The sequence below is a fragment of the Stutzerimonas kunmingensis genome (assembly GCF_021432085.1).
Taxonomy (GTDB): Bacteria; Pseudomonadota; Gammaproteobacteria; order Pseudomonadales; family Pseudomonadaceae; genus Stutzerimonas.
Genome location: NZ_CP090366.1, coordinates 4,622,444 through 4,647,699 on the forward strand (window position 1 = coordinate 4,622,444; position 25,256 = coordinate 4,647,699).

Here is a 25,256-nt window from a genome sequence, read left to right on the forward strand (position 1 = left end):
CCCGCTATCTGAGGCGCTCGCGCAGGAAGTCGAAGTACGCCTGGCGCAATTCCTCGCGCTCGTTCACCAGATGGTGGCGCGCCTCGGGCAGTCGCAGCACCTCAGCACTTGGGAACTTGCGCTGCAGAATCGGCAGGTTGTACTGCCAATCCACGGTCATGTCCGCCTCGCCCTGAATGATCAACGGCGCGTGCCTACTGTCAGCCGCACCCTCGATACGGGGAATCCAGCGTGACAGGGCCCCGACCCAGGCCGTGGGCAGGATGTCCGGCTGCAGCGGGTCCTGGCTCTGGACGAATTCGAGGAAGGCCGGGTCGCCGGAGTTCTCGCTGAACGTTCGTGGGATCTGCTGAACGAAGCGTCGCAGCAACTCGTAGCTGATGCGCGAGCGCAGCCAGGCGCGCGGGCGAACCAACGGCGCCAGCAGGATGGTGCGCCCCAGGTCGGGGTTTTCGGCCTGATGCAGCAGGTGATCCAGCGCGATGGCACCGCCGGTACTCTGGCCAAGTAGGTGCCAGGGACGCGGCAGATCGAGCTGGCGTGCCTGTTCGAACAGACCGCTCAGCACCGCTTGGTATTCGGCAAACTCGTTGATGCTCGCCCGGGGACCGCTGGACAGCCCATGGCCCGGCAGGTCGCAGGCGAGCACGGCGAACCCCATCTCCAGTCCCCAGTCGACCACATGGCGATACAGGCCCATGTGGTCGTAGTAGCCGTGCAGGATCAGCAGGCTGGCGTGGGGCTGCTCCGGCCACCAGGCCTGGGCGACGACATCGTAGTCATGCACGCGAAAGCGCCCCAGGCGACGCTGGACCTGCGTGCGATGCGGCAGGTCGAGCCCGTAATAGGTCTGGTAATGGAGAGTTTCGGCGCTTGCGGCGACCGCCTCGGACAGGGCGGGCAGGCTGTTACGCAGGCGCTCGGGGTCGATACGCGAGGGCATGTAAATTCTTCGATTGCGTTGACCTGGGATATTCAGCTCTGCGCCGCCCCATGGCAAGCTTGCGCACCCACATCGGAGCCCGCCATGAGCGCTCGTCGCAAATACCTGATCGCCGCACTGATCGCCCTGCTCTGGGGCGGCGCCATGCTGGCTGCGTTCTGGTGGTTCGAGGCGCGCTACCTGCGCACCTTCGACGGCGAGCGCGCCGAGCTGTTCTCCGGCGACGCCCTTCGCCTGCCGGCCGAGCTGCAGGGCCCGGGACCAGTGCGCTTCGTGCATTTCTGGGACCCGGGATGCCCGTGCAACGTCGGCAATCAGCAGCACCTGGAAGAACTGCTCAAACGCTTTGCCGGACGACCCGTGGACTTCTACGAAGTACGCAAACCGGGCAGCAACGGCCGCTTGCCGCAGCCGCTGGCAGCGCTGAAACCGCTGAGCGCCCCGCCCGGCTCCGAGCAACTACCGGCCAGCCCCGCTGTCGGCATCTGGGATCAAAGCGGGGAGCTGGTCTATATCGGCCCCTACAGCGAGGGTGCGGTGTGCAGTTCGGACAACAGCTTCGTCGAGCCTATCCTCGATGCCGTGCTGGCCGGGCGCAAGGTGCGCGCCACCCATTCGCTGGCGGTGGCCTGTTTCTGCGACTGGCAGCAGTAGCGCGCTTGCGACAGGTAAACTTGATCGCGATCAAATGATAATTATTATCAGTTAAACGAGAATTGCTCCCATCCAGGTCGGCATCACCGCCGACGAATTATCCGGGAGCCCTTCGATGATTCTCCGCCTTCACCCACTCGCCCTGGCCTGCCTGGCCGTCAGCAGCGCGTCCGCCTTCGCCGCTCCGCTGGAGCTGCAGGAAACCGTCGTCACCGCCAAGGGCTACGAGGCCGCAACGCAGGACATTCCGCAAGCCATCGAGGTGCTGCAGGCTCAGCCAACCGAAACGGCAGCGCCGGCCGGCAGCCTGTTCCGCGGCAAGCCCGGGCTCGCCGTGCATAGCGACGGCGCCTGGGGACAGAACCCGGTGTTGCGCGGCATGAAGAAGGAAAGCGTGGTGCTGATGGTCGACGACGTGCGGGTCAATTCCGGCCAGCCGCAGGGCTCGCTGGCCTCCATGCTCGATCTCGGCCTGCTGGAACGCGCCGAAGTGGTCAAGGGTCCGGGCTCGGTGCTGTACGGCAGCGGCGCCATGGGCGGGGTGGTCAACCTGATCACGCCACAGGCACGCTTCACCGAGCAGGACGAACGCAGCGGACGCTTCTCCACCAGCGCCAGCAGCGTCGACAAGGGCTTTACCGGCGCTACGCTGCTGCGCGACTCCAGCTCCGATCATGCCCTGGCGCTGGGCGTTGCCGGGCGCAAGGTCAACGATTACAAGAGCCCCAACGGTACCGAAGAGAACACCGGCTACAGCTCCGATACCCTGCTGCTCAAGTACAAGCAACGGCTGGCCGAGGATGTCAGCGTCAACCTGAACATCCAGCGCCACACCGACCGCGACGTCTGGTACCCGGGCTCGGCGCGTACCGGCGGGCAGCCGGGCGGCGCCGGCATCCCGGTACCACTCGGCACCGCGACCATCCATTCGCCGGAACAGCAGCGCGAGCTGTTCCAGATCGGCCTGGAAAACGGCCTCGGTGAAGGCACTCTGACCACCGAGCTCTATCGTCAGGAGGTGTACCGGGAGATCCGCGCCTACTCCGAGCGGCTCGACCGCGACTATGTACGCAACAACGTCAGCTTCATCACCCACGGGCTGCGCTCGAGCTGGGTGGTGCCAGTAGCCGATCACCTGCTGACGGTGGGCGTCGACGGCTGGAAGATGACCGGCGATCCGGAGCGCTACGTGGATGGCCCGCCAACCTTCAACAACAACCAGCGCAACGACCCCTTCAAGGACGCCGAGATCAAATCCTACGGGCTGTTCGTGCAGGATGAATTCGACCTCGGCCAGACGCGCCTGACCGCCGGCGCCCGCTACGACCGCATCAGCGCCGACGCCCGAGCCAAGGGCAACGGTCCTTCATTTACAACCAGCGGCCTGGACAGCACCGACCACAACCTGTCGTGGTCACTGGGCGCGCTGCATCCGCTGACTGACACCCTGAACCTCTACGCCAACGTCGGCCAGGCCTACCGCGCCGCCGACATGCGCGAGCGCTACGACGACGCGCCGCGCGGCGACGGCTACTTCCACGTCGGCAACCCGCAGCTGGACCCGGAGCGCTCCACCAGTTTCGAGCTTGGCCTCAAGGGTAGCGATGGCGATTTCACCTATCAGCTGGCGGCCTTCCACACCCGCATCGACGACTACATCGCCGGCCGCGTGACCGGCACCAACGCGCCCAACGGGCTGCCGATCAAGCGCACCGAGAACCTCGACAAGGTGGTGATCTACGGCCTTGAAGGCAGCGCCAGCAAGGCCGTCGGCGCCTTCGTGGTGGACGGCAGCTTCACCTGGCTGCGCGGCGAGAACAAACAGGACGACGAACCACTGCACCAGATGCCGGCCCACGAGCTGACCCTGGGCATTGGCCAGCCGGCCGAACGCGGCCTCTACTGGCATGCCCAGCTGCGCGCGGTCGCCGAGCAGGATCGTGTAGCGACCGAGTTCACCCGCGGTGGCGAGGACCGTACCGCAGGCTTCGTTACCGCCGATGCCAGCCTCGGCTGGGGCTTCGGCAAGATCGGCGTGCTGCAGACTGCCAACCTCGACGCGCGCCTTAGCAACCTGTTCGACAAGGCCTACCACGAGCATCTGGCTGACGGCATCAGCGGCAACGAGCTGGAAGCACCCGGGCGCGGCATCACCGTCGCGCTGAGCGGGAGCTTCTGATGCTGCGCCATCTGCTGATGGTCGTCCTGCTGGCTGCCGGTACACCGGCACTGGCGGACAAGCTGCCGCGCCTGATTCTGGCCGGCCCTTCCTCGTCGGTATCGAACCCACTGATCCACATGGTCGAATCCGGCGCACTGGACGACCTGGCGGACAAGGTGGAATTCGTCAGCTGGCGCGATCCCGACCAGCTGCGCCTGCTGGCGCTTAACCAGCAGGCGGACGTGCTGGCCATGCCAGTCAACGTCGCCGCCAACCTCTACAACCGCGGCGCCAAGCTGCGCATGCTCAACGTTTCGACCTGGGGTCTGCTCTGGCTAGTGTCCCGCGAACAGGGCCTGAGCACCCTCGACGACCTGCGCGGCAAGGAAATCGCCATGCCGTTCCGTGGCGACATGCCGGACATCCTCTTCGGCCTGCTGGCCGAGCGTGCCGGCATCGATGTGCGCAAGGACCTGCGTCTGCGCTACGTCGCCACCCCCATCGACGCCATGCAGCTGTTGCTGATGCGCCGTACCGACCATGCCCTGCTGGCCGAGCCGGCCATCTCCATGGCCCTGCGCAAGGCAAGCGAAGGGCCGCTGGGACTGGTCGCGCCGGATCTGTATCGCAGTGTCGACCTGCAACAGGAGTGGGGCCGCCTGCTGCAACGCGAAGCACGCATCCCGCAGGCGGGCATCGCGCTGATGGCCAGCGTGAAGGACCAGCCGCAGATCGCCGCACGGATCGCCCAGGCCTACGCCGACTCGCTGCAATGGTGCAGCGCCAACGCCGAACGCTGCGGGCAGCTGGTCGCCAAGCATCTGCCGATGCTCAGCGCCGAAGCGGTAACCGACTCATTGGCCGTGGCGCAGATGGACGCCGTGCCCGCCGCCGAGGCGCGGGCGGAAGTCGAGTATCTGTTCGAACTGCTGCTGAAGAAGAATCCGGCGCTGATCGGCGGCAAGCTGCCGGCCGATGACTTCTACTCGCCGGTCAGCGCTCAGCCATGAGCCTCCTGCGCAGCTGGCTGGCGGGCCTGCCCGGCTATCTGTGGAGCGGCTGGGGCGCTCTGGCCAGCCTGTTTCTGCTGCTGGCGGGCTGGGAGGCAGTGGCTAGCCACTATGGCGCACTGGTGCTGCCGGCGCCTCTGGAGACCTTTGCCCGACTGCTTCAGCTGATCGATGAAGGTGCCGCCTGGCCGGAGCTGCTGGCCACCAGTCGCCGGGCGCTGCTCGGCTTCGCTCTTTCCGTAGTGGTCGGCAGCGTGCTCGGGCTCGCCGCCGGTGTCTCCATGACCGCCTCGATGATGGCGCGGCCACTGGTTACCGTGCTCATGGGCATGCCGCCAATCGCCTGGCTAGCCCGCATTTCTCACAGGAAGAGATGCACCGGGCCGTCGGATGCGCGAAAATTGTTGTGCAAAGAACGATTTAGCGCGACAACGGAGAGCGGCCCGATGCAGACACAGTGTAATCCGAAGCAGTACACGTTTTCAGGGGTGGGGCGGCGCGCGGTGGTAGCCGGATTTGATGGCGGTCGGGTGAGTTCGGATGGCGGCGCGTTGCTGCTCAAACAAACCGATGAAGCGGTGGGGTTGTTCGATCGCCTGGCCGGCTGTTTCCAGGACGATCGGATGCCCGAGGCGGTGGAGTTTCCGCTGCGCACGCTGGTGGCGCAGCGGGTGATGGGCATCGCGCTGGGCTACGAGGATCTCAACGATCACGAGCAACTGCGCCACGACCCGCTGCTGGGCGCGGTGATCGGCAAGCTGCAGTCCGGACGTGCGCGCTGTGCGCCCTTGGCCGGCAAGAGCACGCTCAACCGGCTGGAGCGCTTCCAGGCGCAGGGCAGTTCGCGCTATCACAAGATCCGGCCGCAGGCCGGCATGATCGAGGATCTGTTCGTCGATCTGTTTCTGGACGCCCACCGCAGGCCGCCAGAGGAGATCATCCTGGATCTGGATGCCACCGACGATCCGCTGCATGGGCAGCAGGAGGGCCGGTTCTTTCACGGCTACTACGGGGGTTACTGTTACCTGCCGCTGTACATCTTCTGCGGCCGTCACCTGCTGTGCGCCAAGTTGCGCCCGGCCAACGTCGATGGCGCCGCCGGGGCGCTGGAAGAGGTGCAACGCATCGTCAAGCAGATTCGCGCCCGCTGGCCAGACACGCGCATCGTGCTGCGCGCCGACTCGGGGTTCTGCCGGGATGACCTGATGACTTGGTGCGAAGCACAGTCGGTCGATTATGTCTTCGGACTGGCGCGCAACGCGCGCCTGACCCGGGCCATCGGCCCGAGCCTGCGGCAGGCCCAGGCGCAGTGCGAAGCGACGGGAGTCCCGGCACGGGTGTTCCAGGAACTGCACTACCGCACGAGGAAAAGCTGGAGCGCCGAGCGCCGGGTGGTGGCCAAGGCCGAGGCCTTGCCGGGCAAGACCAACCCACGCTTCGTGGTGACCACGCTTGCGGTCGGGGACTGGCCGGACAAGGCGCTGTATGAGGATCTCTACTGCGCGCGCGGCGAGATGGAGAACCGCATCAAGGAGTGTCAGCTCGACCTGTTCGCCGACCGCACCTCCACCGCGACGCTGCGCAGCAACCAGCTGCGGCTGTGGCTGTCCTCGTTCGCCTACGTGCTGCTCGAAAGCCTGCGCAGGCTGGCGCTGTCGGGGACCGAACTGGCCCAGGCCACGGCCGGTAGCATCCGCCTGAAGCTGCTCAAGATCGGCGCGGTCATCACCGTGAGCGTGCGCCGGGTCAAAGTGGCCATGAGTTCGGCCTTCCCGCAGCAGGAGGTGTTCGATCACGCCTTCGATGTCTTGAGCGCCGCGGCGCGCTGACAGCCGCACACCCACCGTCCCCCTCCACATCACACCCCGTCCACCCTGCCGCAAGCGCCTTGTTCAAGCGCGCTCGCAGGCGCTTGCCCGAAATCAGCGCTGTCGGCAGCCTGCGCCACCTGCGACGACCTGCGTCCGTCAAAACGGCCCAATGCGCAGGGCTGTGAGAAATGCGGGCTAGTACTGGCGATGCTCTGGTTCGGCGCCAGCGACGGCACCCCGGTGTTCACCGTGTTCATCGCCAGCTTTCCGCTGGTGTTCGTCGGTGCGTTGCAAGGCACCCGTACGCTGGACAACCAGCTAAAGGATATGGCCCTGGCATTTCGCCTGCCGCGGCGGATGCTGTTGCTCGATGTCTATCTGCCGCACGTCGTCTCCTACCTGTTTCCGGCCTGGATCACCGCACTCGCCATGGCCTGGAAGATCGTGGTGATGGCCGAACTACTCGCCACCCAGGACGGCGTCGGCGCCGCGTTGGCGGTATCACGCTCGCACCTGGATACCAGCGCGACCATGGCCTGGATCACCGCGGTGGTCGGTCTGCTGCTGGCGGTGGAGTACCTGCTGCTGGAACCGATCAAGCGCGAAGTCGAGCGCTGGCGCGAGGTGTCTTCATGACGCAATTGCACATCCACGGCCTGGCCCACGCCTTCGGTCGCGACGAGATATTCAGCGGCATAGACTTCAACCTGGCGGCGGGCGAAGTGGTCGCCCTGGTCGGCCCCTCCGGCTGCGGCAAGACCACCCTGCTGCATCTTTGCGCGGGGCTGCTGGACGTCCAGGAAGGTCGCATCGACAACGGTTTCGGCAACCCCGCCAGCATGTTCCAGCAACCGCGGCTGCTGCCGTGGAAAACCACGCTCGACAACATCGCCCTGGGGCTCAAGGCGGCAGGCATGGCGCGACAGCAACGCCTGCAGCAGGCCAGTTCCCTCGCGCTGCGCCTGGGGCTGGCCGCAGGCGATCTCGGCAAGTTTCCGCACCAGCTTTCCGGCGGCATGCAGAGCCGCGTGTCGCTGGCGCGGGCGCTGGTGCTGCAGCCGGATCTGCTGCTGCTCGACGAACCCTTCGCCGCGCTGGATATCGGCCTCAAGGAAGACCTTTATGCCCTGCTGCTGGCCGAGCAGGCTGCACGCGGCATGGGCGTGCTGATGATCACCCACGACCTGATGGAAGCCGTGCGCCTGGCCGACCGCATCCTGGTCATGGCGGCGGCGCCGGGGCGCATCGTCAGTCACCTTGAGCTGGATCTGCCAGCCGTGCAGCGCAGCGATGCCTGGATCTACCAACACACCGCCGAGTTGCTGCAGTTGCCGGCCGTGCGGGAAAGTTTCGGCCTGGCCAGCCGCGCGCCGCAGACCTTGCCTGGCGCCGCCAAAGCCGCCATTCGCGAGGCGGCCCCCTTACCCCTCGCCAGCAGAGCGCGCTCACGATGCTGAAAACCTTATCGCCGCGACTCGCCAACTGGTCGCTGCTGCTGTGCAGCTTCCGTCCGCTGTTTCTCGCCACCGTGCTGCTGGCTGTGGTGGGTGTTGCACTTTGGCTGGGTTTTCTCGGTTTCGGGATACCGCTGCCAGGCGTGCCGGGTGGACCAATGGTCTGGCATGCCCACGAAATGCTGCTCGGCTTCGGCCTGGCGGCAGTCGCCGGCTTCGTTCTCACCGCGGTGCCGGAATTCACTGCTACCGCAGCGTTCGGTCGGCATGTGGGTTTCGGCTTTCTACTGCTGTGGCTAGCCGCCAGGCTGAGCTTCTGGCTTTCCGGCGTCATGGGGCCGTGGCCGGCGGCGCTGTTCAACAGTGCCTTCGCCATCGCTCTGCTTGTGCTGCTCACACCACGCCTGCTGGGCGACCCGCTACGCCGGCAGTACGGCTTCTTCGGCGGGCTCGGCGCACTGGCGCTGGTGACCGTGGGCTTTCATGTCGATGCCGTCGGCGACCGATACGCGATGCGCTGGCTGTACGCTGGCATCGGCGTGATGATGGTGCTGATCGTGGTGGCCATGAGCCGAATCTCCATGCGCATTCTCAACGACGCCATCCAGGCACGCCGGGATGCCGGGCACGACGTGGACGATGACTACCGCGCGCGTCCGCCACGACGCAACCTGGCGATCTTCTGCATCAGCCTATTCACTCTCGCCGAATGGCTGGCACTGTCGGCACCGCTGAACGGCTGGCTGGCCCTGGCCACAGCCGCCGCCATGTTCAATCTGCTCAACGACTGGCACATCGGCCGAGCGCTGCTGGAGCGCTGGTCGCTGATGCTCTACAGCGTCTACTGGCTGATGGCGCTGGGCTATGGCGCACTGGGTGTCTCGCTGCTAGCCGACGGCTTTGCCAGCAGCGCAGGCCGCCATCTGCTGACGCTTGGCGCCATGGGCGTATCGATTCTCGCGGTGCTGTGCATCGCCGGGCGTACCCACAGTGGCTATGCACTGGATCAGCGGCGCTGGGTGCCGATAGCGACCTGCCTGCTGGTGCTCGCCGCGCTGCTGCGTGCCAGTGCGGGGCTGCCGGGCGCTCCCGTGCCGCTGCTGAACATGCTCGCCGGGCTCGGTTGGCTGACAGTCTTTGGCCTGGCGCTACGCTACCTGGCACCGATCTGGCTGCGCCCGCGCCCGGACGGTGGTACGGGATGTGAAGAACCGATGGATGAACACAGCACGGGTTCGGGCTGCCGGACCTGAGCGGTGATCGGCAACTGGACGCGGTATTCGCTGCAGGCGAACAGACAACCGGGCCGTGAATGCGGGCTCGGGGACGGAGAAGGCGCGGCGGTGGATAAGCTTCGCGTTATTCACCCTACTGCTCTGCGGCAGGGGACACTCCATCTGAAACGAAAAGGGCGCATCGATGCGCCCTTTTCGTTTTGCTGCTCAAACCATCATCAGGTATGCGCCGAGGGCGGCACCAGCACCTTGCGGCTGTCGATCACCTGACGCCAGGTGGGATTGCCAGCGGTCTCATCCATCGCCTGCTGCATCGCGCGAATACGGCGCTTCTCGGCCCGGCGGCTGAGGTACCAGGCGAGAAAGGTCGCCAGCGACACGCTGAGCAGGATCAGACTTGCCACCGCGTTGATCTCCGGCTTCACGCCCAGGCGCACGGCGGAAAAGATCTCCATCGGCAGAGTGGTCGAACCCGGCCCGGAGACGAAGCTGGCCAGTACCAGATCGTCCAGTGACAGTGCGAACGAAAGCATGCCGCCGGCCGCTAGCGAGGGCGCGATCATCGGCATGGTGATCAGGAAGAACACCTTCCACGGCCGCGCTCCGAGGTCCATCGCCGCTTCCTCGATGGACAGGTCCAGCTCGCGCAGGCGCGCCATCACCACTACCGCGACGTAGGCCGAGCAGAACGTGGTGTGGGCGATCCAGATGGTCACCAGCCCGCGTTGCGCCGGCCAGCCGATCAGTTGCGCCATGGCGACGAACAGCAGCAGCAGGGATAGACCGGTGATCACTTCCGGCATCACCAGCGGCGCGGTGACCAGGCCACCGAACAGCGTACGGCCGCGGAACACCGGGATACGGGTGAGGACGAAAGCCGCCATCGTGCCCAGAGCCACCGCGGCAATCGCGGTATAGGCCGCGACTTCCAGCGAGCGCATTACCGCGCCCATCAACTGGGAGTTGTCGAGCAGGCCGGCGTACCATTTCAGCGACCAGCCCCCCCACACCGTCACCAGCCGCGACGCATTGAACGAGTAGATGATCAGGATGACCATCGGCAGGTAGATGAACAGCAGCCCGAGCACCAGGATCAGGTTGGAAAAGCTCCAGCGTTTCATAGCTTGCCCTCCAGCTCTTTCGCCTGGTTCCGGTTGAACAGGATGATCGGCACCAGCAGGATCGCCAGCATCACCACCGCCAGTGCCGAGGCCACCGGCCAGTCACGGTTGTTGAAGAATTCCTGCCAGAGCACCTTGCCGATCATCAGCGTCTCCGGACCGCCGAGCAGCTCTGGGATGACGAACTCGCCGACCACCGGAATGAACACCAGCATGCAGCCGGCGATGATGCCGTTCTTCGACAGCGGCACGGTGATCTTCCAGAAGCTGGAGAGGTTGCGCGCGCCGAGGTCGGACGCAGCCTCGAGCAGGCTCGGGTCGTGCTTCACCAGGTTGGCGTAGAGCGGCAGGATCATGAACGGCAGGTAGGAGTAGACCACGCCGATGTATACCGCAGCGTCGGTATTGAGTATCTGCAACGGCGCGTCGATCAGGCCGAGGCCCTGCAACAGTCCGTTGAGGATGCCGTTGCTGCTGAGGATGCCCATCCAGGCGTAGACGCGAATCAGGATGGCGGTCCAGGTCGGCATCATGATCAGCAGCAGCAGAACCGTCTGCAGATCCTTGCGCGCACGGGCAATGGCGTAGGCCATCGGATAGCCGATCAGCAGGCAGAGCAGCGTGCTGAAGAAGGCAATCTTCAGCGAGCCCAGATAGGCCGCCAGATACAGTTCGTCTTCGCTGAGGAAGATGTAGTTGCCCAGGTTGATCAGTACCTGCAGCTGCTGATCGGCGTAGGCGAAGATGTCGGTGTACGGCGGAATGGCCACATCCGCTTCGGCAAAGCTGATCTTCAGGACGATGGCGAAGGGCAGCAGAAAGAACAGCATCAGCCACAGGAAGGGCACGCTGATGACCAGTCGGCGCCCGGTATTCAGGGGCGAGCGCTTCATGCCTGCAACACCACGCCGCTGTCATCCCACCAGTACACGTACACCTCTTCCTCCCAGGTCGGCAGCTTCACGTGACGTTCGGCGTTGGCCATGAAGGCCTGCAGCACACCGCCGGACGGCAGCTTGATGTAGTACACCGAGTGGCCGCCAAGATAGGCGATGTCGTGCACGACGCCTTTGGCCCAGTTGTAGCCGGGGCGCTCCAGTTCCGGAAGTTCGGTGCCGATCAGCAGCTTTTCGGGGCGGATCGCGTAGGTGATCTGTTTATCCTGCGCGCGGGTACTGATGCCGTGGCCGACGTAGATCGGGTTCTCAAGGCCTGGGCTGGCGATGACGGCGTGGTCGCCCATGTCCTCGATCAGCTCGCCGTCGAACAGGTTGACGTTGCCGATGAATTCGCAGACCAGACGGCTCGCCGGCGTCTCGTAGATATCCATCGGGCTGCTGACCTGGGCGATCCAGCCCAGATGCATGATGGCGATGCGCTCGGCCATGGTCATGGCCTCTTCCTGGTCGTGGGTGACCATCACGCAGGTCACGCCAACGCGCTCGATGATCTGCACCAGTTCCAGCTGCATCTGCGAGCGCAGCTTCTTGTCCAGCGCGCCCATGGGTTCGTCGAGCAGCAGCAGCTTCGGCCGCTTGGCCAGCGAGCGCGCCAGGGCGACGCGCTGGCGCTGGCCACCGGACAGCTGATGCGGCTTGCGCTTGGCGTACTGGGTCATCTGCACCAGACCGAGCATTTCCTTCACCCGCGCCTCGACTTCCTCTTTCGGCAGGCCATCCTGCTTGAGGCCGAAGGCGATGTTCTGCTCCACCGTCATGTGCGGGAACAGCGCGTAGGACTGGAACATCATGTTGATCGGCCGCTCGTAGGGCGGCATGTCGGTGATGTCCTGTCCATCGAGGAAGATGCGCCCCTCGGTGGGCCGCTCGAAGCCGGCGAGCATGCGCAGCAGGGTCGACTTGCCCGAACCCGAGCCACCGAGCAGCGCGAAGATTTCGCCCTGATGGATGCTCAGCGAGACATCATCGACCGCCACCGTTTCGTCGAATTTCTTGGTGACGCGGTCGATCTTCAGCAGCACCTGCTTGTTCTTGCTTTCGCCACTGAGGGCTTTCTTGTAGGCGCTGGAGGCAACGGCCATGCGCGAACTCCCGAAATGAAAAAGATTGGCCGGCCTGCGCCGGGCATTTAATGGTCGTTACAGAGAGCGCGTCGCCTGACATGCTCCCGATCGGCCGGTTCCGATTCGTCACCGGCAATGCCGCAGACGAATCGGGAACAGGCCATTGAGTTCACTTGCCGGATTTCACCTTGGTCCAGGAGCGGGTCGAAAGACGTTGAGTCTTCGGCGGTAGCTCAGCGGAAACATACAGCCGGTCGAGCACTTCCTGCGGCGGATACACCGACGCATCACCACGCACTTCCTGGTCCATCAGCTCGCCCGCCTTGAGATTGGGGTTGGCGTAACCGACGTAGTCGCTCACCGCGGCAATCACCTCGGGGCGCAGCAGGTAGTTGATGAAGGCATGGGCTTCTTCGACATTGCTGGCATCCGCGGGGATGGCAAGCATGTCGAACCAGAGGTTCGCGCCCTCCTTGGGAATGGCATAGGCGATCTCGACACCCTTGCCGGCTTCCTCGGCGCGGGCGGCGGCCTGGAACACATCACCGGAGAACCCGGCGGCGACGCAGATATTGCCATTGGCCAGATCGGAAATGTACTTGGACGAGTGGAAATAACGTACATGCGGCCGCACGGCCAGGAGCTTCTCCTCGGCCTTCTGATAGTCAGCCGCGTTCTCGCTGTTGGGGTCGAGCCCCAGGTAATTGAGCATGGCCGGGATCATCTCATCGGCCGAATCGAGGAAGGCGATGCCGCAACTGGCCAGCTTCTCGGCGTTCTCCGGTTCGAAGATCACCGCCCACGAGTCGATCGTGTCGACGCCCAGTGCGGCCTTGACCTTCTCGACGTTGTAGCCGATGCCGTTGGTGCCCCACAGATAGGGCGCCGCATGGGCATTGTCGGGATCGTTCTTCTGCAGCTGCTTGAGCAGTGCCGGATCGATGTTTTCCCAGTTCGGCAGCTTGCTCTTGTCCAGCGGCTGGAAGGCACCGGCGCGAATCTGCTTGCCGAGAAAATGGTTGGAAGGCACCACCACGTCGTAGCCGCTACGGCCGGCCAGCAGCTTGCCTTCAAGGGTTTCGTTGGAATCGAAGACATCGTAGACGGGCTTGATGCCAGTCTCCTTCTCGAACTCCTCCAGCGTCGTTTCGCCGATGTAATCCGACCAGTTGTAGATATGCACGGAGGCGGCCTGGGCGGTGGCCGCACCGGCTACGGCGGCGGCGACGATCAACGACTTGAGTGTCGAGCGCATGGGATGAGTCCTCTTGTTACAGGCCGCGCGTGATCCCGGCGGGAAAGGCGGGCTGTTTATTGGAAAAACCTCTGAAAATCAACAGATTTGATGCAAATGTCGGTGCATCACAAAAGACAGGGAACGTGGCTACGCGACGAGCTGCGCTCAACCGGGCTCCGGTGCCGGTACGCATGCTCCATGCGGCCCGGCAACGGATCGGTCGTATTAGCGGCCCGACTTGATCTTGGTCCAGCTGCGGGTCATGGCGCGCTGGGTTTTCGGATCGAGGTCGGGGAAGGTGTACAGCTTCTTCAGCACGTCCTGGCTCGGGTAGATGCCCGGGTCGGTGCGAATCGCTTCGTCCACCAGCGGGGTGGCCGCGGCGTTACCGTTGGGGAACTGCACGTAGTCGGTGATCGACGCCATGACTTCAGGCTTCATCAGGTAGTTGATGAAGGCATGGGCGCTGTCGACGTTCTTCGCGTCAGCCGGTACGGCCAGCATGTCGAAGAAGCTGCCGGCACCTTCCTTGGGAATCTTGTAACCGACGTTGACGCCGTTGCCGGCTTCCTCGGCGCGCGCCTTGGCCTGATAGATGTCACCCGAATAGCCGATCGCCACGCAGGACTCGCCATTGGCCAGGTCGGAGATGTACTTGGAAGAGTGGAAGTAGGCCACATGCGGACGGATCTGCATGAACAGCTCTTCGGCCTTCTTCAGCTCGTCGGCCTTGCCGCTGTCCGGGGCGTAGCCCAGATAATGCAGGGCGGCGGGCAGGATTTCGGTCGGCGAATCGAGGAAGGAAACGCCGCAGGACTTCAGCTTCTCGATGTTTTCCGGCTTGAACACCAGGTCCCAGGAATCCACCGGCGCGTTGTCACCCAACACGGCCTTGACCTTGTCGACGTTGTAGCCGATGCCAATGGTGCCCCACATGTAGGGAATCGAGTACTGGTTGCCCGGATCGCTCGGATCCAGCGCCTTGAGCAGGTCCTTGTCGAGGTTTTCCCAGTTCGGCAGCTTGGACTTGTCCAGCTTCTGGAACACGCCGGCCTTGATCTGCTTGGCCAGGAAGGGGTTGGACGGCACCACCACGTCATAACCGGAGCTGCCGGCCAGCAGCTTGGCTTCCAGCACTTCGTTGCTGTCGAAGACGTCGTAGACGACCTTGATGCCGGTTTCCTTGGTGAAGTTCTCCAGGGTGTCTTCGGCGATGTAGTCGGACCAGTTGTAGACGTGCAGAACCTTTTCCTGGGCCTGCGCAGCCCCGGCAACGGTGCCGGCCAGCGTCATGGCAAGTAGTGTCTTGGCGAAGGGATTCATCCGTGCAGCTCCTGTTGTCATCATTAATGTCGGGGCAGTGGAACAGGCCATGAACACGCGGCGGCCTGGCGGTGTGGCGGCATCGACACACCCCTCGGCAGGTCTGGCCTCCAGCACGCGCGCAGTCTGGCAAGGTCAGGACCCTCTTTTCAACAAGCCGAACGCACAGCGGTGCAAACGACAACCTTAGCTCAGCTGGCGCGGGCCGCCGCACGGCTCAACCCAGCGCATCCTTGGCCGTGGCGTCGAGGCACAACCGCACCTTGCCAACCAGCTCGTCGATCTGCTCTTCGCTGATCACCAGCGGCGGCGAGATGATCATGGTGTCGCCAACCGCACGCATCACCAGGCCGTTGCGGAAGCAGTGCTCGCGACAGAGCATGCCCACACCGGGATCGGCAAAGCGTTCGCGGGTCTTCTTGTTCTTCACTAACTCGAGCGCGCCGAGCAGGCCGACGCCACGCGCCTCGCCTACCAGCGGATGCTCGAGCAGTTCCTGCCAACGGGACTGCAAATAGGGTGCCGTCTTCGTCTTCACCCGCTCGACGATCTTCTCCTCGCGCAGGATGCGGATGTTCTCCAGCGCCACCGCGGCGGCCACGGGGTGCCCCGAGTAGGTGAAGCCGTGGTAGAACTCGCCGCCCTCGTTGAGCGTGTGCACCACTTCGTCGCGCACCACCACGCCGCCCATGGGGATGTAGCCTGAGGTCAGGCCCTTGGCGATCGGCATCAAGTCCGGCTCGAGGCCGTAGTAGTCGCTGCCGAACCACTCACCGGTACGGCCGAAGCCGCAGATGACCTCGTCGGCGATGAAGAGGATGTCGTAGCGCGCGAGGATTTCCTTGACCTGCGGCCAGTAGCTCTCGGGCGGGATGATCACGCCGCCGGCGCCCTGGATCGGTTCGGCGATGAAGGCGGCGACCTTGTCCTCGCCGACCTCGAGGATCTTCTGCTCCAGCTGGTCGGCGATGCGCACGCCGAACTCTTCCGGGCTCATGTCGCCGCCCTCGCCGAACCAGTAGGGCTGGTCGATATGCTCGATGCCCGGGATCGGACCGTCACCCTGCTCGTGCATGGCCTTCATCCCACCAAGGCTGGCGCCGGCGATGGTCGAGCCGTGATAGCCGTTCCAGCGGCCGATGACCACCTTCTTCGCCGGCTGGCCCTTGATCGCCCAGTAATGGCGCACCATGCGCAGCACGGTGTCGTTGGCCTCCGAGCCGGAGCCGGTGAAGAACACGTGGTTCATCCCGGCCGGCGCGATGTCGGCAATCGCCTTGGCCAGCGCTACCGCCGGCGGGTGGGCGGTCTGGAAGAACAGGTTGTAGTACGGCAGCTCGCGCATCTGCCTGGTCGCGGCCTCGACCAGCTCCTCGCGGCCATAGCCCAGGTTGACGCACCAGAGCCCGGCCATGGCGTCGAGGATCTTGTGGCCTTCGCTGTCCCACAGATAGACGCCTGACGCCTTGGTGATGATGCGCGTGCCTTTGGCGTTCAGCGCCTTGTAATCGGTGAACGGCGGCAGATGATGGTCGCGGCTCAGCGCTTGCCAGTGCAGGGTTTGCGAATCGCTCATCAGTCACCTCTCAATAAAAATTCGTGCATGTTCGGTGGACGAGAAAAGCGTCATCCACCCTACGACCGGCTCCGGCGGAAGCGGCCCTACACCGACAGCATCAGGAATTCCCGCTCCCATGAGCTGATCACGCGGTGGTAGTTCTCCTGCTCGGCGCGTTTAACCGCGACGTAGCCGGTGATGAATTTCGGGCTCAGGTATTTCTCCAGCTCACGACAGGTTTCCATCCGCTCCAGCGCTGCTTCCAGGGTCAGCGGCAGGCGCAGGTTGCGCCGTTCATAGCCACGGCCCTTGACCGGCTGGCTCGGTGGCAGCTGCTCGACCATACCGATATAGCCGCACAGCAGGCTCGCGGCGATGGCCAGGTAGGGGTTGGCATCGGCGCCCGCGAGGCGGTTCTCGACGCGGCGGTTCTGCGGATCGGAGTCCGGCACGCGCAGGCCCACGGTGCGGTTCTCCTCACCCCACTCGACGTTCACCGGCGCCGAGGTGTCGGGCAGGAAGCGGCGGAACGAATTGACGTTCGGCGCGAACATCGGCAGCAGCTCGGGGATGTACTTCTGCAGGCCGCCGACGTGGTGCAGGAACAGCTGGCTCATGGAGCCGTCTTCACTGGAGAAGATGTTGCGCCCGGTCTTGAGGTCGATAACGCTCTGGTGCAGGTGCATCGCGCTGCCTGGCTCGCCGGTCATCGGCTTGGCCATGAAGGTGGCGGCAACGTTGTGCTTGAGCGCCGCCTCGCGCATGGTGCGCTTGAACACCAGGATCTGGTCGGCCAGGTGCAGTGCTTCGCCGTGACGGAAGTTGATCTCCATCTGCGCGGTGCCTTCCTCGTGGATCAGGGTGTCCAGATCCAGGCCCTGCGCTTCGCACCAGTCGTACATGTCCTCGAACAGCGGATCGAACTCGTTGGCGGCGTCGATGGAGAACGACTGGCGGCCGGTTTCCTGGCGGCCTGAGCGGCCGATCGGCGGCTGGAACGGCAGGTCCGGGTCTTCGCACCGCTTGGTCAGGTAGAACTCCATCTCCGGCGCGACGATGGGCTGCCAACCGCGGTCGGCGTACATCTTCAACACGCGCTTCAAGATGTTGCGCGGCGACAGTTCGATGGGATTGCCCATCTTATCGTAGGTGTCGTGGATCACCTGGGCGGTGGGCTCGATGGCCCAGGGCACGAGAAATACGGCGTTCGGGTCAGGGCGGCAGAACATGTCGATGTCGGCTGGATCGAGCAGCTCGTAGTAGATATCGTCCTCGACGTAATCGCCGGTCACGGTCTGCAGCAACACGCTTTCCGGCAGCCGCATGCCTTTCTCACCGAGGAACTTGTTGGTTGGTGAAATCTTGCCGCGGGCGATCCCGGTCAGGTCGCTGATCAGGCATTCCACTTCGGTGATCTTGTGTTCTTTCAGCCAGCCGGTGAGCTGGTCGAGTTGGATACTCATGTTGACCTCGGGGTTGCTGGGGAGGGCCGCCTGGGTCGGCCGTCAGCGTTGTCGGGCGCGCGCCTCGCAGGCTTCGGCGAAGCCGCGAAACAGCGTCAGATAATGCGGATGCTCGTGAACCTTCCACTCCGGGTGCCACTGCACGCCGAGGGCGAAGCTGCGCGCCTGCTCGACGGAGAACGCCTCGATCAGTCCGTCCGGCGCCAGCGCCTCGATGCGCAGACCGGCTCCAAGCCGCTCGACGCCCTGGCCATGCACCGAGTTAACCTGGATCTGCGCCGGCAGGCCCAGCTGCTCGAGTAGCCCGCCCGGCTGCACGTGCAGCGGATGGCTGAGTCCGTACTGCACCTCCAATGGATCGTCCGGACGTTCGCGGTGGTCCTGATACGGGCCGGCTTCGTGAACCTTCTGGTGCAGGCTGCCGCCAAAGGCCACGTTCATTTCCTGAAACCCACGGCAGATGCCGAACACCGGGATGCCCGCCTCGACAGCCGCGCGAATCAGCGGCAGGGTGAGACGGTCGCGCAGCGGATCGTGATGGGTGCCCGTCTCGCTCGCCGGGCCGCCATAGTGGTGTGGCTCGACGTTCGAAGGCGAGCCGGTGAACAGCAGGCCATCGAAGGTCTCCAGCAGGGCCGCCGGGTCGATCAGCTCATCCAGCGCCGGAATCACCAGCGGCACACCGGCAATCGCCGCGGCACGCAGGTACTTGTCACCGGCGATGTGGAAACCGTGATGTCCGATCTGCTTGGTACAGGCCGAAACGCCGATCAGAGGCTTGCGAGGCATGGGATACTCGTTGTTCGAATGGGGCATACCGGAGAGTAGTCTTGTTCATTTTTATAGACAATAGCCCGAGCATTAGCCCGGTGCGCGATGGATTCAGCGCACCGGAGATGCCCCAAAAAAGGCCCATTGTGGGCACTCATGGGGCGCTGGCGGGCTACTATTGACAGTGAACAGGCTTTTCGATTGACTCCCAGACAAGCATCTGATGATTGAAATTTTTAACAATTAAGGTAATTCATCATGGCCCCGCCGCGTGCCGTTCAGCTCAACGAAGCTAACGCATTTCTCAAGGAACATCCGGAGGTTCAGTACGTCGATCTGCTGATCACCGACATGAATGGAGTCGTGCGCGGCAAGCGCATCGAGCGCGCCAGCCTGCACAAGGTCTACGAAAAGGGCATCAACCTCCCCGCTTCGCTGTTCGCCCTCGACATCAACGGAATCACCGTTGAAAGCACCGGCCTGGGCATGGATATCGGCGACTCCGACCGCACCTGTTTCCCGATCCCCAACACGCTGTGCAAGGAACCCTGGCAGAAGCGTCCCACTGCGCAGCTGCTGATGACCATGCACGAGCGCGACGGCGACCCCTTCTTCGCCGACCCGCGCGAGGTCTTGCGCCAGGTGGTGAGCAAGTTCGACGAGCTGGGCTTGACCATCTGTGCCGCCTTCGAGCTCGAGTTCTATCTGATCGATCAGGAGAACATCAACGGCCGGCCGCAGCCACCGCGCTCGCCGATCTCCGGCAAGCGCCCACACTCGACCCAGGTCTATCTGATCGACGATCTCGACGAGTACGTCGATTGCCTGCAGGACATTCTCGAAGGCGCCAAGGAACAGGGCATTCCGGCCGACGCCATCGTCAAGGAAAGCGCCCCGGCGCAGTTCGAGGTCAACCTGCATCACGTCGCCGATCCGATCAAGGCGTGCGATTACGCGGTGCTGCTCAAGCGCCTGATCAAGAACATCGCCTACGACCACGAGATGGACACCACCTTCATGGCCAAGCCCTATCCGGGCCAGGCCGGCAACGGGCTGCACGTGCATATCTCGCTGCTCGACAAGAATGGCAACAACATATTCGCCACCGAGAATCCGCTGGACAGCGAGCCGCTGCGTCACGCCATCGGCGGCCTGCAGCAGACCATGGCGGCCTCGATGGCCTTCCTCTGTCCCAACGTGAATTCCTATCGCCGTTTCGGCGCCCAGTTCTACGTGCCCAATGCGCCGTGCTGGGGCATGGACAACCGCACCGTGGCGCTGCGCGTGCCGACCGACAGCCCCGACGCCGTGCGTGTGGAACATCGGGTCGCCGGCGCCGACGCCAATCCCTACCTGTTGCTCGCCGGCATCCTCGCCGGGGTGCATCACGGCCTGACCAACAAGATCGAGCCGGACGACCCCATCGAGGGCAACTCCTACGAGCAGGTCGAGCAGAGCCTGCCGACCAACCTGCGCGACGCCCTGCGCGAGCTGGACGACAGCGAGATCATGGCGCGCTACATCAGCCCGGACTACATCGACATCTTTGTCGCCTGCAAGGAGAGCGAACTGGCCGAGTTCGAACACTCGATCTCGGATCTTGAATACAACTGGTATCTGCATACCGTCTAGCCGCAGGCCCGCGTGCAGCGGGGCGACCGCCACGGCGGTTTGCATCCGCCGCCGTGCTGGCTTCAAATAGGCCGATGACCAAGCCCAGCCCCGCGACGCCCAGTCGCCGCCCGCGCGCCAGCAGCCAGGCGCGCATCCGCCAGATTCTCTCCAGCGCCCGTGAACTGCTCGCCGAGCAGGGCGCCGCGACGCTATCGGTGTACGCGGTGGCGGAGCGCGCCGGCATTCCGCCCTCCTCCGTCTACCACTTCTTCTCTGGAGTGCCGGCATTGCTCGCGGCGCTGACGGCCGATGTGCACGCGACGTTCAGGGACAGCCTCAAGCAGCCCATCGATCACCAGAGCCTGAGCAGCTGGCGCGACCTGTCGCGACTGATCGAACAGCGCATGCTCGGGGTCTACGAACAGGACAGCGCCGCCCGCCAGCTGATCCTCGTGCAGCACGGCCTCGGCGAGGTGACGCAGACCGATCAGCGCCTGGACCTGGAACTCGGCCAGGCGATGCAGGCCGTGTTCGAGCGACATTTCGCCCTGCCGCCTCTGCCGCAGGACATCGATGTGTTCGCCATGGCCGTGGAACTCGGCGACCGCGTCTATGCTCGATCCATACAGCTGTACGGCAGCCTGACGCCACGCATGGCCGAGGAAGGCCTGCGTGTATTCGATGCCTATCTCGGCCTGTATCTGCCGCCATGCCTGCCGAAGCGGGAAACACCGAGCCGCTGATCGATAAATATCGATAAACGGTCAGCCCTTTCTTTTCCATCGGCGTTCAGCCCCCTATCAATCCAGATAAATATCGAATAAATTTGCGCTTTCGATAGCCGTCGCCCTTTCAACTGCAGCCGCGAGGTTTCCATGTCCCGAGTCGTTACCGTTGCCGCCACCCAGATGGCCTGTTCCTGGGATAGCCAGGCCAACATCGCCAATGCCGACAAGCTGGTGCGCGAGGCCGCCGCCAAGGGCGCGCAGATCATCCTCATTCAGGAGCTGTTCGAGACGCCCTACTTCTGCCAGAAGCCCAACGCCGAGTACCTGCAGCTGGCGACGCCGGTCGAGGAAAACCCGGCCATCCAGCATTTCCAGAAGGTCGCCGCCGAACTGCAGGTGGTGCTGCCGATCAGCTTCTTCGAGCTGGCCGGACGCGCCCGCTTCAATTCCATCGCCATCATCGATGCCGACGGCAAGCTGCTCGGCGTCTACCGTAAAAGCCACATTCCGGATGGCCCCGGCTACCACGAGAAGTACTACTTCAACCCGGGCGACACCGGCTTCAAGGTGTGGAACACCCGCTACGCCAAGATCGGCGTGGCCATCTGCTGGGATCAGTGGTTCCCCGAAACCGCGCGCAGCATGGCGCTGATGGGCGCCGAACTGCTGTTCTACCCGACCGCCATCGGCAGCGAGCCGCACGACCCGAACATCACCTCGCGCGACCACTGGCAGCGCGTGCAGCAGGGCCATGCCGGGGCCAACCTAATGCCGCTGATCGCCAGCAACCGCATCGGCCGCGAAGAGCAGGACGGCTACGACATCACCTTCTACGGCTCGTCGTTCATCGCCGACCAGTTCGGGGCCAAGGTCGAGGAAATGGACGAAACCAGCGAGGGCGTGCTGGTGCACCAGTTCGATCTCGACCAGCTCGAACACATCCGCAGCGCCTGGGGCGTGTTCCGCGATCGCCGGCCGAATCTCTACGGCTCGATCCGGACCTTGGACGGCTCGCAGCCTTCAGAGTGAGCCGCGCGCCCGCCGCTACGAACCACGGGAAAGGCCTGTCCTTTCCCGCTTCATGAGAGATGCAGATGACCACCCTGACCACCACGCCGCGTACCGATGGCTACTTCATGCCCGCCGAATGGGCACCGCACAGCCAGACCTGGATGGTCTGGCCGCAACGCCCGGACAACTGGCGTGACAACGGCGCGCCCGCGCAGGCCGCGTTCACCGCTGTCGCCAAGGCCATTGCACGCTTCGAGCCGGTTACCGTCTGCGCCAGCGCCGAGCAGTACCTCGCAGCCCGCGCGGCACTGGACGATCCGCGCATCCGCGTGGTGGAACTGAGCACCGACGACGCCTGGGTGCGCGATACCGGGCCGACCTTCGTCATCGACGACCAAGGCGGCCTGCGCGGTGTCGACTGGACGTTCAACGCCTGGGGCGGTGAAGACGGCGGCCTCTATGCCGACTGGCAGCGCGACGACGAAGTGGCGCGCAAGATCCTCGAACTCGAATACTGCGACCGCTACCGCACCGAGGGCTTCGTGCTCGAGGGCGGCTCGATCCACGTCGACGGCGAGGGCACGCTGATCACCACCGAGGAATGCCTGCTCAATCGCAACCGCAACCCGCATCTGTCCCGCGAGCAGATCGAGAGCGTGCTGCGGGAACAGCTGGCGGTCGACAGCATCATCTGGCTGCCGCACGGCTTGTTCAACGATGAAACCGACGGCCACGTCGACAACTTCTGCTGCTTCGTGCGCCCGGGTGAAGTACTGCTGGCCTGGACCGACGATGCGAACGACCCCAACTTCGAGCGCTGTCAGGCGGCCATGGCCGTGCTGCAGAGCGTTCGCGACGCCAAGGGCCGCACGCTGACGGTGCACAAGATGCCAATCCCCGGCCCGCTGCACGCGACCACCGAAGAATGCGCCGGCGTGCTCGCGCTGGATGGCAGTCAGCCACGCGACCCGTCGATACGCCTGGCCGGCAGTTACGTGAACTTCCTCATCGTCAACGGCGGCATCATCGCCCCAGCCTTCGGCGACCAGCTGGACGCCGAAGCCGAGCGCATCCTGGCGCAGGTATTCCCGGAGCACCGGGTCGTCATGGTGCCAGGGCGCGAGATCCTCCTCGGCGGCGGCAACATCCACTGCATCACCCAGCAGCAGCCGGCACCGCTGAACCGATCAGCCATGTAGTTGATCCCCTGGGCGGGTCAACATGGCTGTAACGAGGAGACCGCGCACCGTGCGAATCAGAGCCTTCCTGCTATGCATGCTACTGGCGCCATCAGCGCAGGCCATCGAGCCGTATTCCTGCCGCAATGGCTTCTTTCCGGCCTTCGCCGGCGCGGTAAGGCATGCGGAGGTTGTAGCCAATGCAGATCAACCCGTGCATTTTCGCGATGACGCGGTTGGCTGCCCGGAGCAGGAATCCTGCATCCGACGCGCCTATCTGGTGAATGGTGACAAGCTGCTGGTCGGCAAGGAGACGGATGGCTGGGCCTGCGCGTGGTATTTCTCCAACAAGCGCGAGTTCGTCGGCTGGCTGCCCGCGCACCACGTCCGTACCGACCACGCTACGCCGGTACCCACGGCCGGCGACTGGATCGGCCGCTGGCACCCCATCGCGGGTAGCAACAGCATCCTCATTACCCAGCCCTCCCCCGACGGGCCCTTCGCCGTTGAAGGCGAGGCCATGTGGCAAGGCGGCCTCAACAGCTACGGAGAGCCAATCGTTCATGTCGGGGCATTCTCCGGCCATGGTCGTCCCTCCGACGACCTGCTGAAGATCAGCGAAGGCGATGACGAGTACGACTGCCAGGTGACCCTGCAGCATGTCGCCGGCAATCTGGTGGTGACCGATAACAGCCACTGCGGCGGGCTCAACGTGCGTTTCGACGACGTATACCGCAAGTCGCGCTGATGCCAGAGCCCGGCAGGCCCCCGCTGACTTGAAGCCCTGTCGATCTGGTCTACATTTGGGGTTCGCTTGACCGTTGGTGCGGTCACACATCCAAGCGCCCGTCAGGAAACACCTCTTGTCGATCCCCCTTTCAGTCCAGTTCGTGCTGCTGTCGCTCGCTCTCGCAGCCAGTGGCTGCAGCGAAGAAGAGGGCTCAGCATCCATTCCCAAGGCCGCTAATGCCGTTCCTACGCTGGAACAGCTGCCCAAGTGTGAACGGATCGCGGCACGACTCACGCCGCTTCTGGATGGTCTGGCCCTAGTGGATCAGGACAATGGTGGCCGTTACGACAACGTGACCGTCTATGGCATCAGCTGCTCCTGGCTTTCCCGGGAAATGCAGAGCGGCGATATCTCCCAGCAAGTCAAAGGCGGCGGCCTTTCCATCGCCATTTCTGTCGACGAAACCCCCTCGAACGAGCAGATGCTTCGCAAACTGGGCATGGTCCATGACGACGCCCGCGCCGAGGACATCGGCGGCTTCGTGGTAGATGTCAGCAAGCGTATGGACCCCAGCGCTCAGCTGGGGATCATCGGCCCTCAGGTGGTCGTCGGCCGGGTCACCGTCACCGCGACGGCTGCCGGTATCGCCCTGCAGAAAGTGGAAAGCATGCAGCACATCACCAACGATCAGGCGATCGAGGCAGCCATTGCCATTCACCGAATGCTTCGCTGAGTCGAATCACAACCATCAGGCCGAAACCACTGAGGCCTCGCCACGCACCGAATAAACAAGTACTGATCATAGGAGCAATCATGTCTTCAGCCATCCACCTGCCATCCCTGGCGCTCGCCGCAGCGCTCACGCTGATCAGCTCGACCACTCAGGCGGAGGAGCCGAATCAACAGATGATGACCAACATGCACGCGCAGCTGGCCAAGTTTGGTGGTGCCATGCATGTGACAGCTAAAGTCTGCGACGACTACACCGACGAGAAACTTGCCGAGCATAGAGAGCAGCAAAGAACCCAGGCGACCCGCGCCGGGATGGACCCGGCAACTTTCGATACGGCCTTTGCCGACGGCGTCAAGGAGAGCGAGGCAAAGTGGAAGGATGTCCCCGCGTCCGAGCGTCAGGCCAAATGCACCGAGTTCAAGCAGCAGATGGAGAGCCTTGGGCAGCAGTTCGGCCAGTGACGTGGGAGCGCTAGGCCGGACAAGCCAGCCCGGCCAG

Annotated in this window: 22 protein-coding genes and 2 pseudogenes; 15 read left to right on the plus strand and 9 right to left on the minus strand. The window is 64.1% G+C overall.

All coding sequences use genetic code 11. The annotated features are described in order from the left end of the window. Positions 1 to 4: 4 nt before the first annotated feature. Entirely contained in the window at positions 5 to 943 is a 939-nt protein-coding gene (gene bipL / locus LW136_RS22055; protein ID WP_023445781.1) for a phospholipase BipL, read from the minus strand. Between the two features lie 84 nt (positions 944 to 1,027). Here bipL and LW136_RS22060 point away from each other — a divergent pair, with 84 nt between their 5' ends. From LW136_RS22060 to LW136_RS22090, 8 genes and pseudogenes are all read left to right on the plus strand, one after another. Next, positions 1,028 to 1,597, plus strand: a complete 570-nt coding sequence (locus tag LW136_RS22060) for a DUF6436 domain-containing protein (RefSeq protein ID WP_234174217.1) — start codon at positions 1,028 to 1,030, stop codon at positions 1,595 to 1,597. Between the two features lie 115 nt (positions 1,598 to 1,712). Further along, a complete protein-coding gene (locus LW136_RS22065; RefSeq protein ID WP_234174218.1) occupies positions 1,713 to 3,776 on the plus strand; it encodes a TonB-dependent receptor plug domain-containing protein in 2,064 nt (687 codons plus the stop codon). Beyond that, positions 3,776 to 4,768, plus strand: a complete 993-nt coding sequence (locus LW136_RS22070; RefSeq protein ID WP_234174219.1) for an ABC transporter substrate-binding protein — start codon at positions 3,776 to 3,778, stop codon at positions 4,766 to 4,768. The genes LW136_RS22065 and LW136_RS22070 overlap by 1 nt, the downstream gene beginning before the upstream one ends. Further along, positions 4,765 to 5,118, plus strand: a pseudogene (locus LW136_RS22840) (ABC transporter permease); the annotation flags it as partial. The gene LW136_RS22070 and the pseudogene LW136_RS22840, both read left to right, overlap by 4 nt. Positions 5,119 to 5,214: 96 nt before the next feature. Further along, positions 5,215 to 6,597, plus strand: a complete 1,383-nt coding sequence (locus tag LW136_RS22075; RefSeq protein WP_034018616.1) for an IS1380 family transposase — start codon at positions 5,215 to 5,217, stop codon at positions 6,595 to 6,597. 177 nt (positions 6,598 to 6,774) lie between these two features. After that, positions 6,775 to 7,215 (plus strand): annotated as a pseudogene (locus LW136_RS22080) (ABC transporter permease); the annotation flags it as partial. After that, the gene (locus LW136_RS22085) at positions 7,212 to 8,036 is read left to right on the plus strand and encodes an ABC transporter ATP-binding protein (RefSeq protein ID WP_234174221.1); all 825 of its coding nucleotides are present in this window, start codon (positions 7,212 to 7,214) and stop codon (positions 8,034 to 8,036) included. The pseudogene LW136_RS22080 and the gene LW136_RS22085, both read left to right, overlap by 4 nt. Then, the gene (locus LW136_RS22090; RefSeq protein ID WP_234174223.1) at positions 8,030 to 9,286 is read left to right on the plus strand and encodes an NnrS family protein; all 1,257 of its coding nucleotides are present in this window, start codon (positions 8,030 to 8,032) and stop codon (positions 9,284 to 9,286) included. The genes LW136_RS22085 and LW136_RS22090 overlap by 7 nt, the downstream gene beginning before the upstream one ends. Before the next feature lie 200 nt (positions 9,287 to 9,486). Here the strand turns inward: LW136_RS22090 and LW136_RS22095 are convergent, their stop codons facing one another. The 8 genes from LW136_RS22095 to LW136_RS22130 all read right to left on the minus strand — a co-directional run bounded on the left by LW136_RS22095 (position 9,487) and on the right by LW136_RS22130 (position 18,782). Further along, on the minus strand, positions 9,487 to 10,389 hold the full coding sequence (locus tag LW136_RS22095) for an ABC transporter permease subunit (protein WP_234174225.1): 903 nt from the start codon (positions 10,387 to 10,389) through the stop codon (positions 9,487 to 9,489). After that, positions 10,386 to 11,282, minus strand: a complete 897-nt coding sequence (locus tag LW136_RS22100) for an ABC transporter permease subunit (protein ID WP_014822163.1) — start codon at positions 11,280 to 11,282, stop codon at positions 10,386 to 10,388. Before LW136_RS22100 ends, LW136_RS22095 begins: the two co-directional genes overlap by 4 nt. Beyond that, on the minus strand, positions 11,279 to 12,430 hold the full coding sequence (gene potA, locus LW136_RS22105; RefSeq protein WP_234174227.1) for a polyamine ABC transporter ATP-binding protein: 1,152 nt from the start codon (positions 12,428 to 12,430) through the stop codon (positions 11,279 to 11,281). Before potA ends, LW136_RS22100 begins: the two co-directional genes overlap by 4 nt. A gap of 151 nt (positions 12,431 to 12,581) precedes the next feature. Continuing rightward, positions 12,582 to 13,667, minus strand: a complete 1,086-nt coding sequence (locus tag LW136_RS22110; RefSeq protein WP_125897974.1) for a polyamine ABC transporter substrate-binding protein — start codon at positions 13,665 to 13,667, stop codon at positions 12,582 to 12,584. Between the two features lie 207 nt (positions 13,668 to 13,874). Further along, complete coding sequence (locus LW136_RS22115) at positions 13,875 to 14,972, minus strand: polyamine ABC transporter substrate-binding protein (protein WP_046618193.1); 1,098 nt, start codon at positions 14,970 to 14,972, stop codon at positions 13,875 to 13,877. 217 nt (positions 14,973 to 15,189) lie between these two features. Further along, positions 15,190 to 16,548: an aspartate aminotransferase family protein gene (locus LW136_RS22120; RefSeq protein ID WP_234174229.1), complete on the minus strand. Its 1,359-nt coding sequence runs from the start codon at positions 16,546 to 16,548 to the stop codon at positions 15,190 to 15,192. Positions 16,549 to 16,634: 86 nt separating this feature from the next. Then, positions 16,635 to 17,993: a glutamine synthetase family protein gene (locus LW136_RS22125; RefSeq protein WP_044314247.1), complete on the minus strand. Its 1,359-nt coding sequence runs from the start codon at positions 17,991 to 17,993 to the stop codon at positions 16,635 to 16,637. A 42-nt stretch (positions 17,994 to 18,035) separates the two neighbouring features. Beyond that, complete coding sequence (locus LW136_RS22130; protein ID WP_234174230.1) at positions 18,036 to 18,782, minus strand: gamma-glutamyl-gamma-aminobutyrate hydrolase family protein; 747 nt, start codon at positions 18,780 to 18,782, stop codon at positions 18,036 to 18,038. Positions 18,783 to 19,022: 240 nt separating this feature from the next. Here LW136_RS22130 and LW136_RS22135 point away from each other — a divergent pair, with 240 nt between their 5' ends. From LW136_RS22135 to LW136_RS22165, 7 genes are all read left to right on the plus strand, one after another. Further along, a complete protein-coding gene (locus LW136_RS22135) occupies positions 19,023 to 20,396 on the plus strand; it encodes a glutamine synthetase family protein (RefSeq protein ID WP_014822170.1) in 1,374 nt (457 codons plus the stop codon). A gap of 74 nt (positions 20,397 to 20,470) precedes the next feature. Beyond that, on the plus strand, positions 20,471 to 21,121 hold the full coding sequence (locus LW136_RS22140; RefSeq protein ID WP_234174231.1) for a TetR/AcrR family transcriptional regulator: 651 nt from the start codon (positions 20,471 to 20,473) through the stop codon (positions 21,119 to 21,121). Between the two features lie 132 nt (positions 21,122 to 21,253). Then, the gene (gene aguB, locus LW136_RS22145) at positions 21,254 to 22,135 is read left to right on the plus strand and encodes an N-carbamoylputrescine amidase (protein WP_014822172.1); all 882 of its coding nucleotides are present in this window, start codon (positions 21,254 to 21,256) and stop codon (positions 22,133 to 22,135) included. Positions 22,136 to 22,200: 65 nt separating this feature from the next. Then, on the plus strand, positions 22,201 to 23,316 hold the full coding sequence (gene aguA, locus LW136_RS22150; RefSeq protein ID WP_042926612.1) for an agmatine deiminase: 1,116 nt from the start codon (positions 22,201 to 22,203) through the stop codon (positions 23,314 to 23,316). Between the two features lie 49 nt (positions 23,317 to 23,365). Beyond that, positions 23,366 to 24,043: a hypothetical protein gene (locus LW136_RS22155; RefSeq protein ID WP_234174233.1), complete on the plus strand. Its 678-nt coding sequence runs from the start codon at positions 23,366 to 23,368 to the stop codon at positions 24,041 to 24,043. Between the two features lie 115 nt (positions 24,044 to 24,158). Continuing rightward, positions 24,159 to 24,758, plus strand: a complete 600-nt coding sequence (locus LW136_RS22160; RefSeq protein WP_234174234.1) for a lytic murein transglycosylase — start codon at positions 24,159 to 24,161, stop codon at positions 24,756 to 24,758. Positions 24,759 to 24,838: 80 nt separating this feature from the next. Beyond that, positions 24,839 to 25,219 carry a hypothetical protein gene (locus LW136_RS22165; RefSeq protein WP_234174236.1) on the plus strand — a complete coding sequence of 127 codons (381 nt, stop codon included), beginning with the start codon at positions 24,839 to 24,841 and terminating at the stop codon, positions 25,217 to 25,219. Positions 25,220 to 25,256 lie beyond the last annotated feature (37 nt).

Coding starts and splice junctions, on each gene's coding strand:
- bipL (WP_023445781.1), bottom strand. CDS start 943: ATGCCCTCGCGTATCGACCCCGAGCGCCTGCGTAACAGCCTGCCCGCC.
- LW136_RS22060 (WP_234174217.1), top strand. CDS start 1,028: ATGAGCGCTCGTCGCAAATACCTGATCGCCGCACTGATCGCCCTGCTC.
- LW136_RS22065 (WP_234174218.1), top strand. CDS start 1,713: ATGATTCTCCGCCTTCACCCACTCGCCCTGGCCTGCCTGGCCGTCAGC.
- LW136_RS22070 (WP_234174219.1), top strand. CDS start 3,776: ATGCTGCGCCATCTGCTGATGGTCGTCCTGCTGGCTGCCGGTACACCG.
- LW136_RS22075 (WP_034018616.1), top strand. CDS start 5,215: ATGCAGACACAGTGTAATCCGAAGCAGTACACGTTTTCAGGGGTGGGG.
- LW136_RS22085 (WP_234174221.1), top strand. CDS start 7,212: ATGACGCAATTGCACATCCACGGCCTGGCCCACGCCTTCGGTCGCGAC.
- LW136_RS22090 (WP_234174223.1), top strand. CDS start 8,030: ATGCTGAAAACCTTATCGCCGCGACTCGCCAACTGGTCGCTGCTGCTG.
- LW136_RS22095 (WP_234174225.1), bottom strand. CDS start 10,389: ATGAAACGCTGGAGCTTTTCCAACCTGATCCTGGTGCTCGGGCTGCTG.
- LW136_RS22100 (WP_014822163.1), bottom strand. CDS start 11,282: ATGAAGCGCTCGCCCCTGAATACCGGGCGCCGACTGGTCATCAGCGTG.
- potA (WP_234174227.1), bottom strand. CDS start 12,430: ATGGCCGTTGCCTCCAGCGCCTACAAGAAAGCCCTCAGTGGCGAAAGC.
- LW136_RS22110 (WP_125897974.1), bottom strand. CDS start 13,667: ATGCGCTCGACACTCAAGTCGTTGATCGTCGCCGCCGCCGTAGCCGGT.
- LW136_RS22115 (WP_046618193.1), bottom strand. CDS start 14,972: ATGAATCCCTTCGCCAAGACACTACTTGCCATGACGCTGGCCGGCACC.
- LW136_RS22120 (WP_234174229.1), bottom strand. CDS start 16,548: ATGAGCGATTCGCAAACCCTGCACTGGCAAGCGCTGAGCCGCGACCAT.
- LW136_RS22125 (WP_044314247.1), bottom strand. CDS start 17,993: ATGAGTATCCAACTCGACCAGCTCACCGGCTGGCTGAAAGAACACAAG.
- LW136_RS22130 (WP_234174230.1), bottom strand. CDS start 18,782: ATGCCTCGCAAGCCTCTGATCGGCGTTTCGGCCTGTACCAAGCAGATC.
- LW136_RS22135 (WP_014822170.1), top strand. CDS start 19,023: ATGGCCCCGCCGCGTGCCGTTCAGCTCAACGAAGCTAACGCATTTCTC.
- LW136_RS22140 (WP_234174231.1), top strand. CDS start 20,471: ATGACCAAGCCCAGCCCCGCGACGCCCAGTCGCCGCCCGCGCGCCAGC.
- aguB (WP_014822172.1), top strand. CDS start 21,254: ATGTCCCGAGTCGTTACCGTTGCCGCCACCCAGATGGCCTGTTCCTGG.
- aguA (WP_042926612.1), top strand. CDS start 22,201: ATGACCACCCTGACCACCACGCCGCGTACCGATGGCTACTTCATGCCC.
- LW136_RS22165 (WP_234174236.1), top strand. CDS start 24,839: ATGTCTTCAGCCATCCACCTGCCATCCCTGGCGCTCGCCGCAGCGCTC.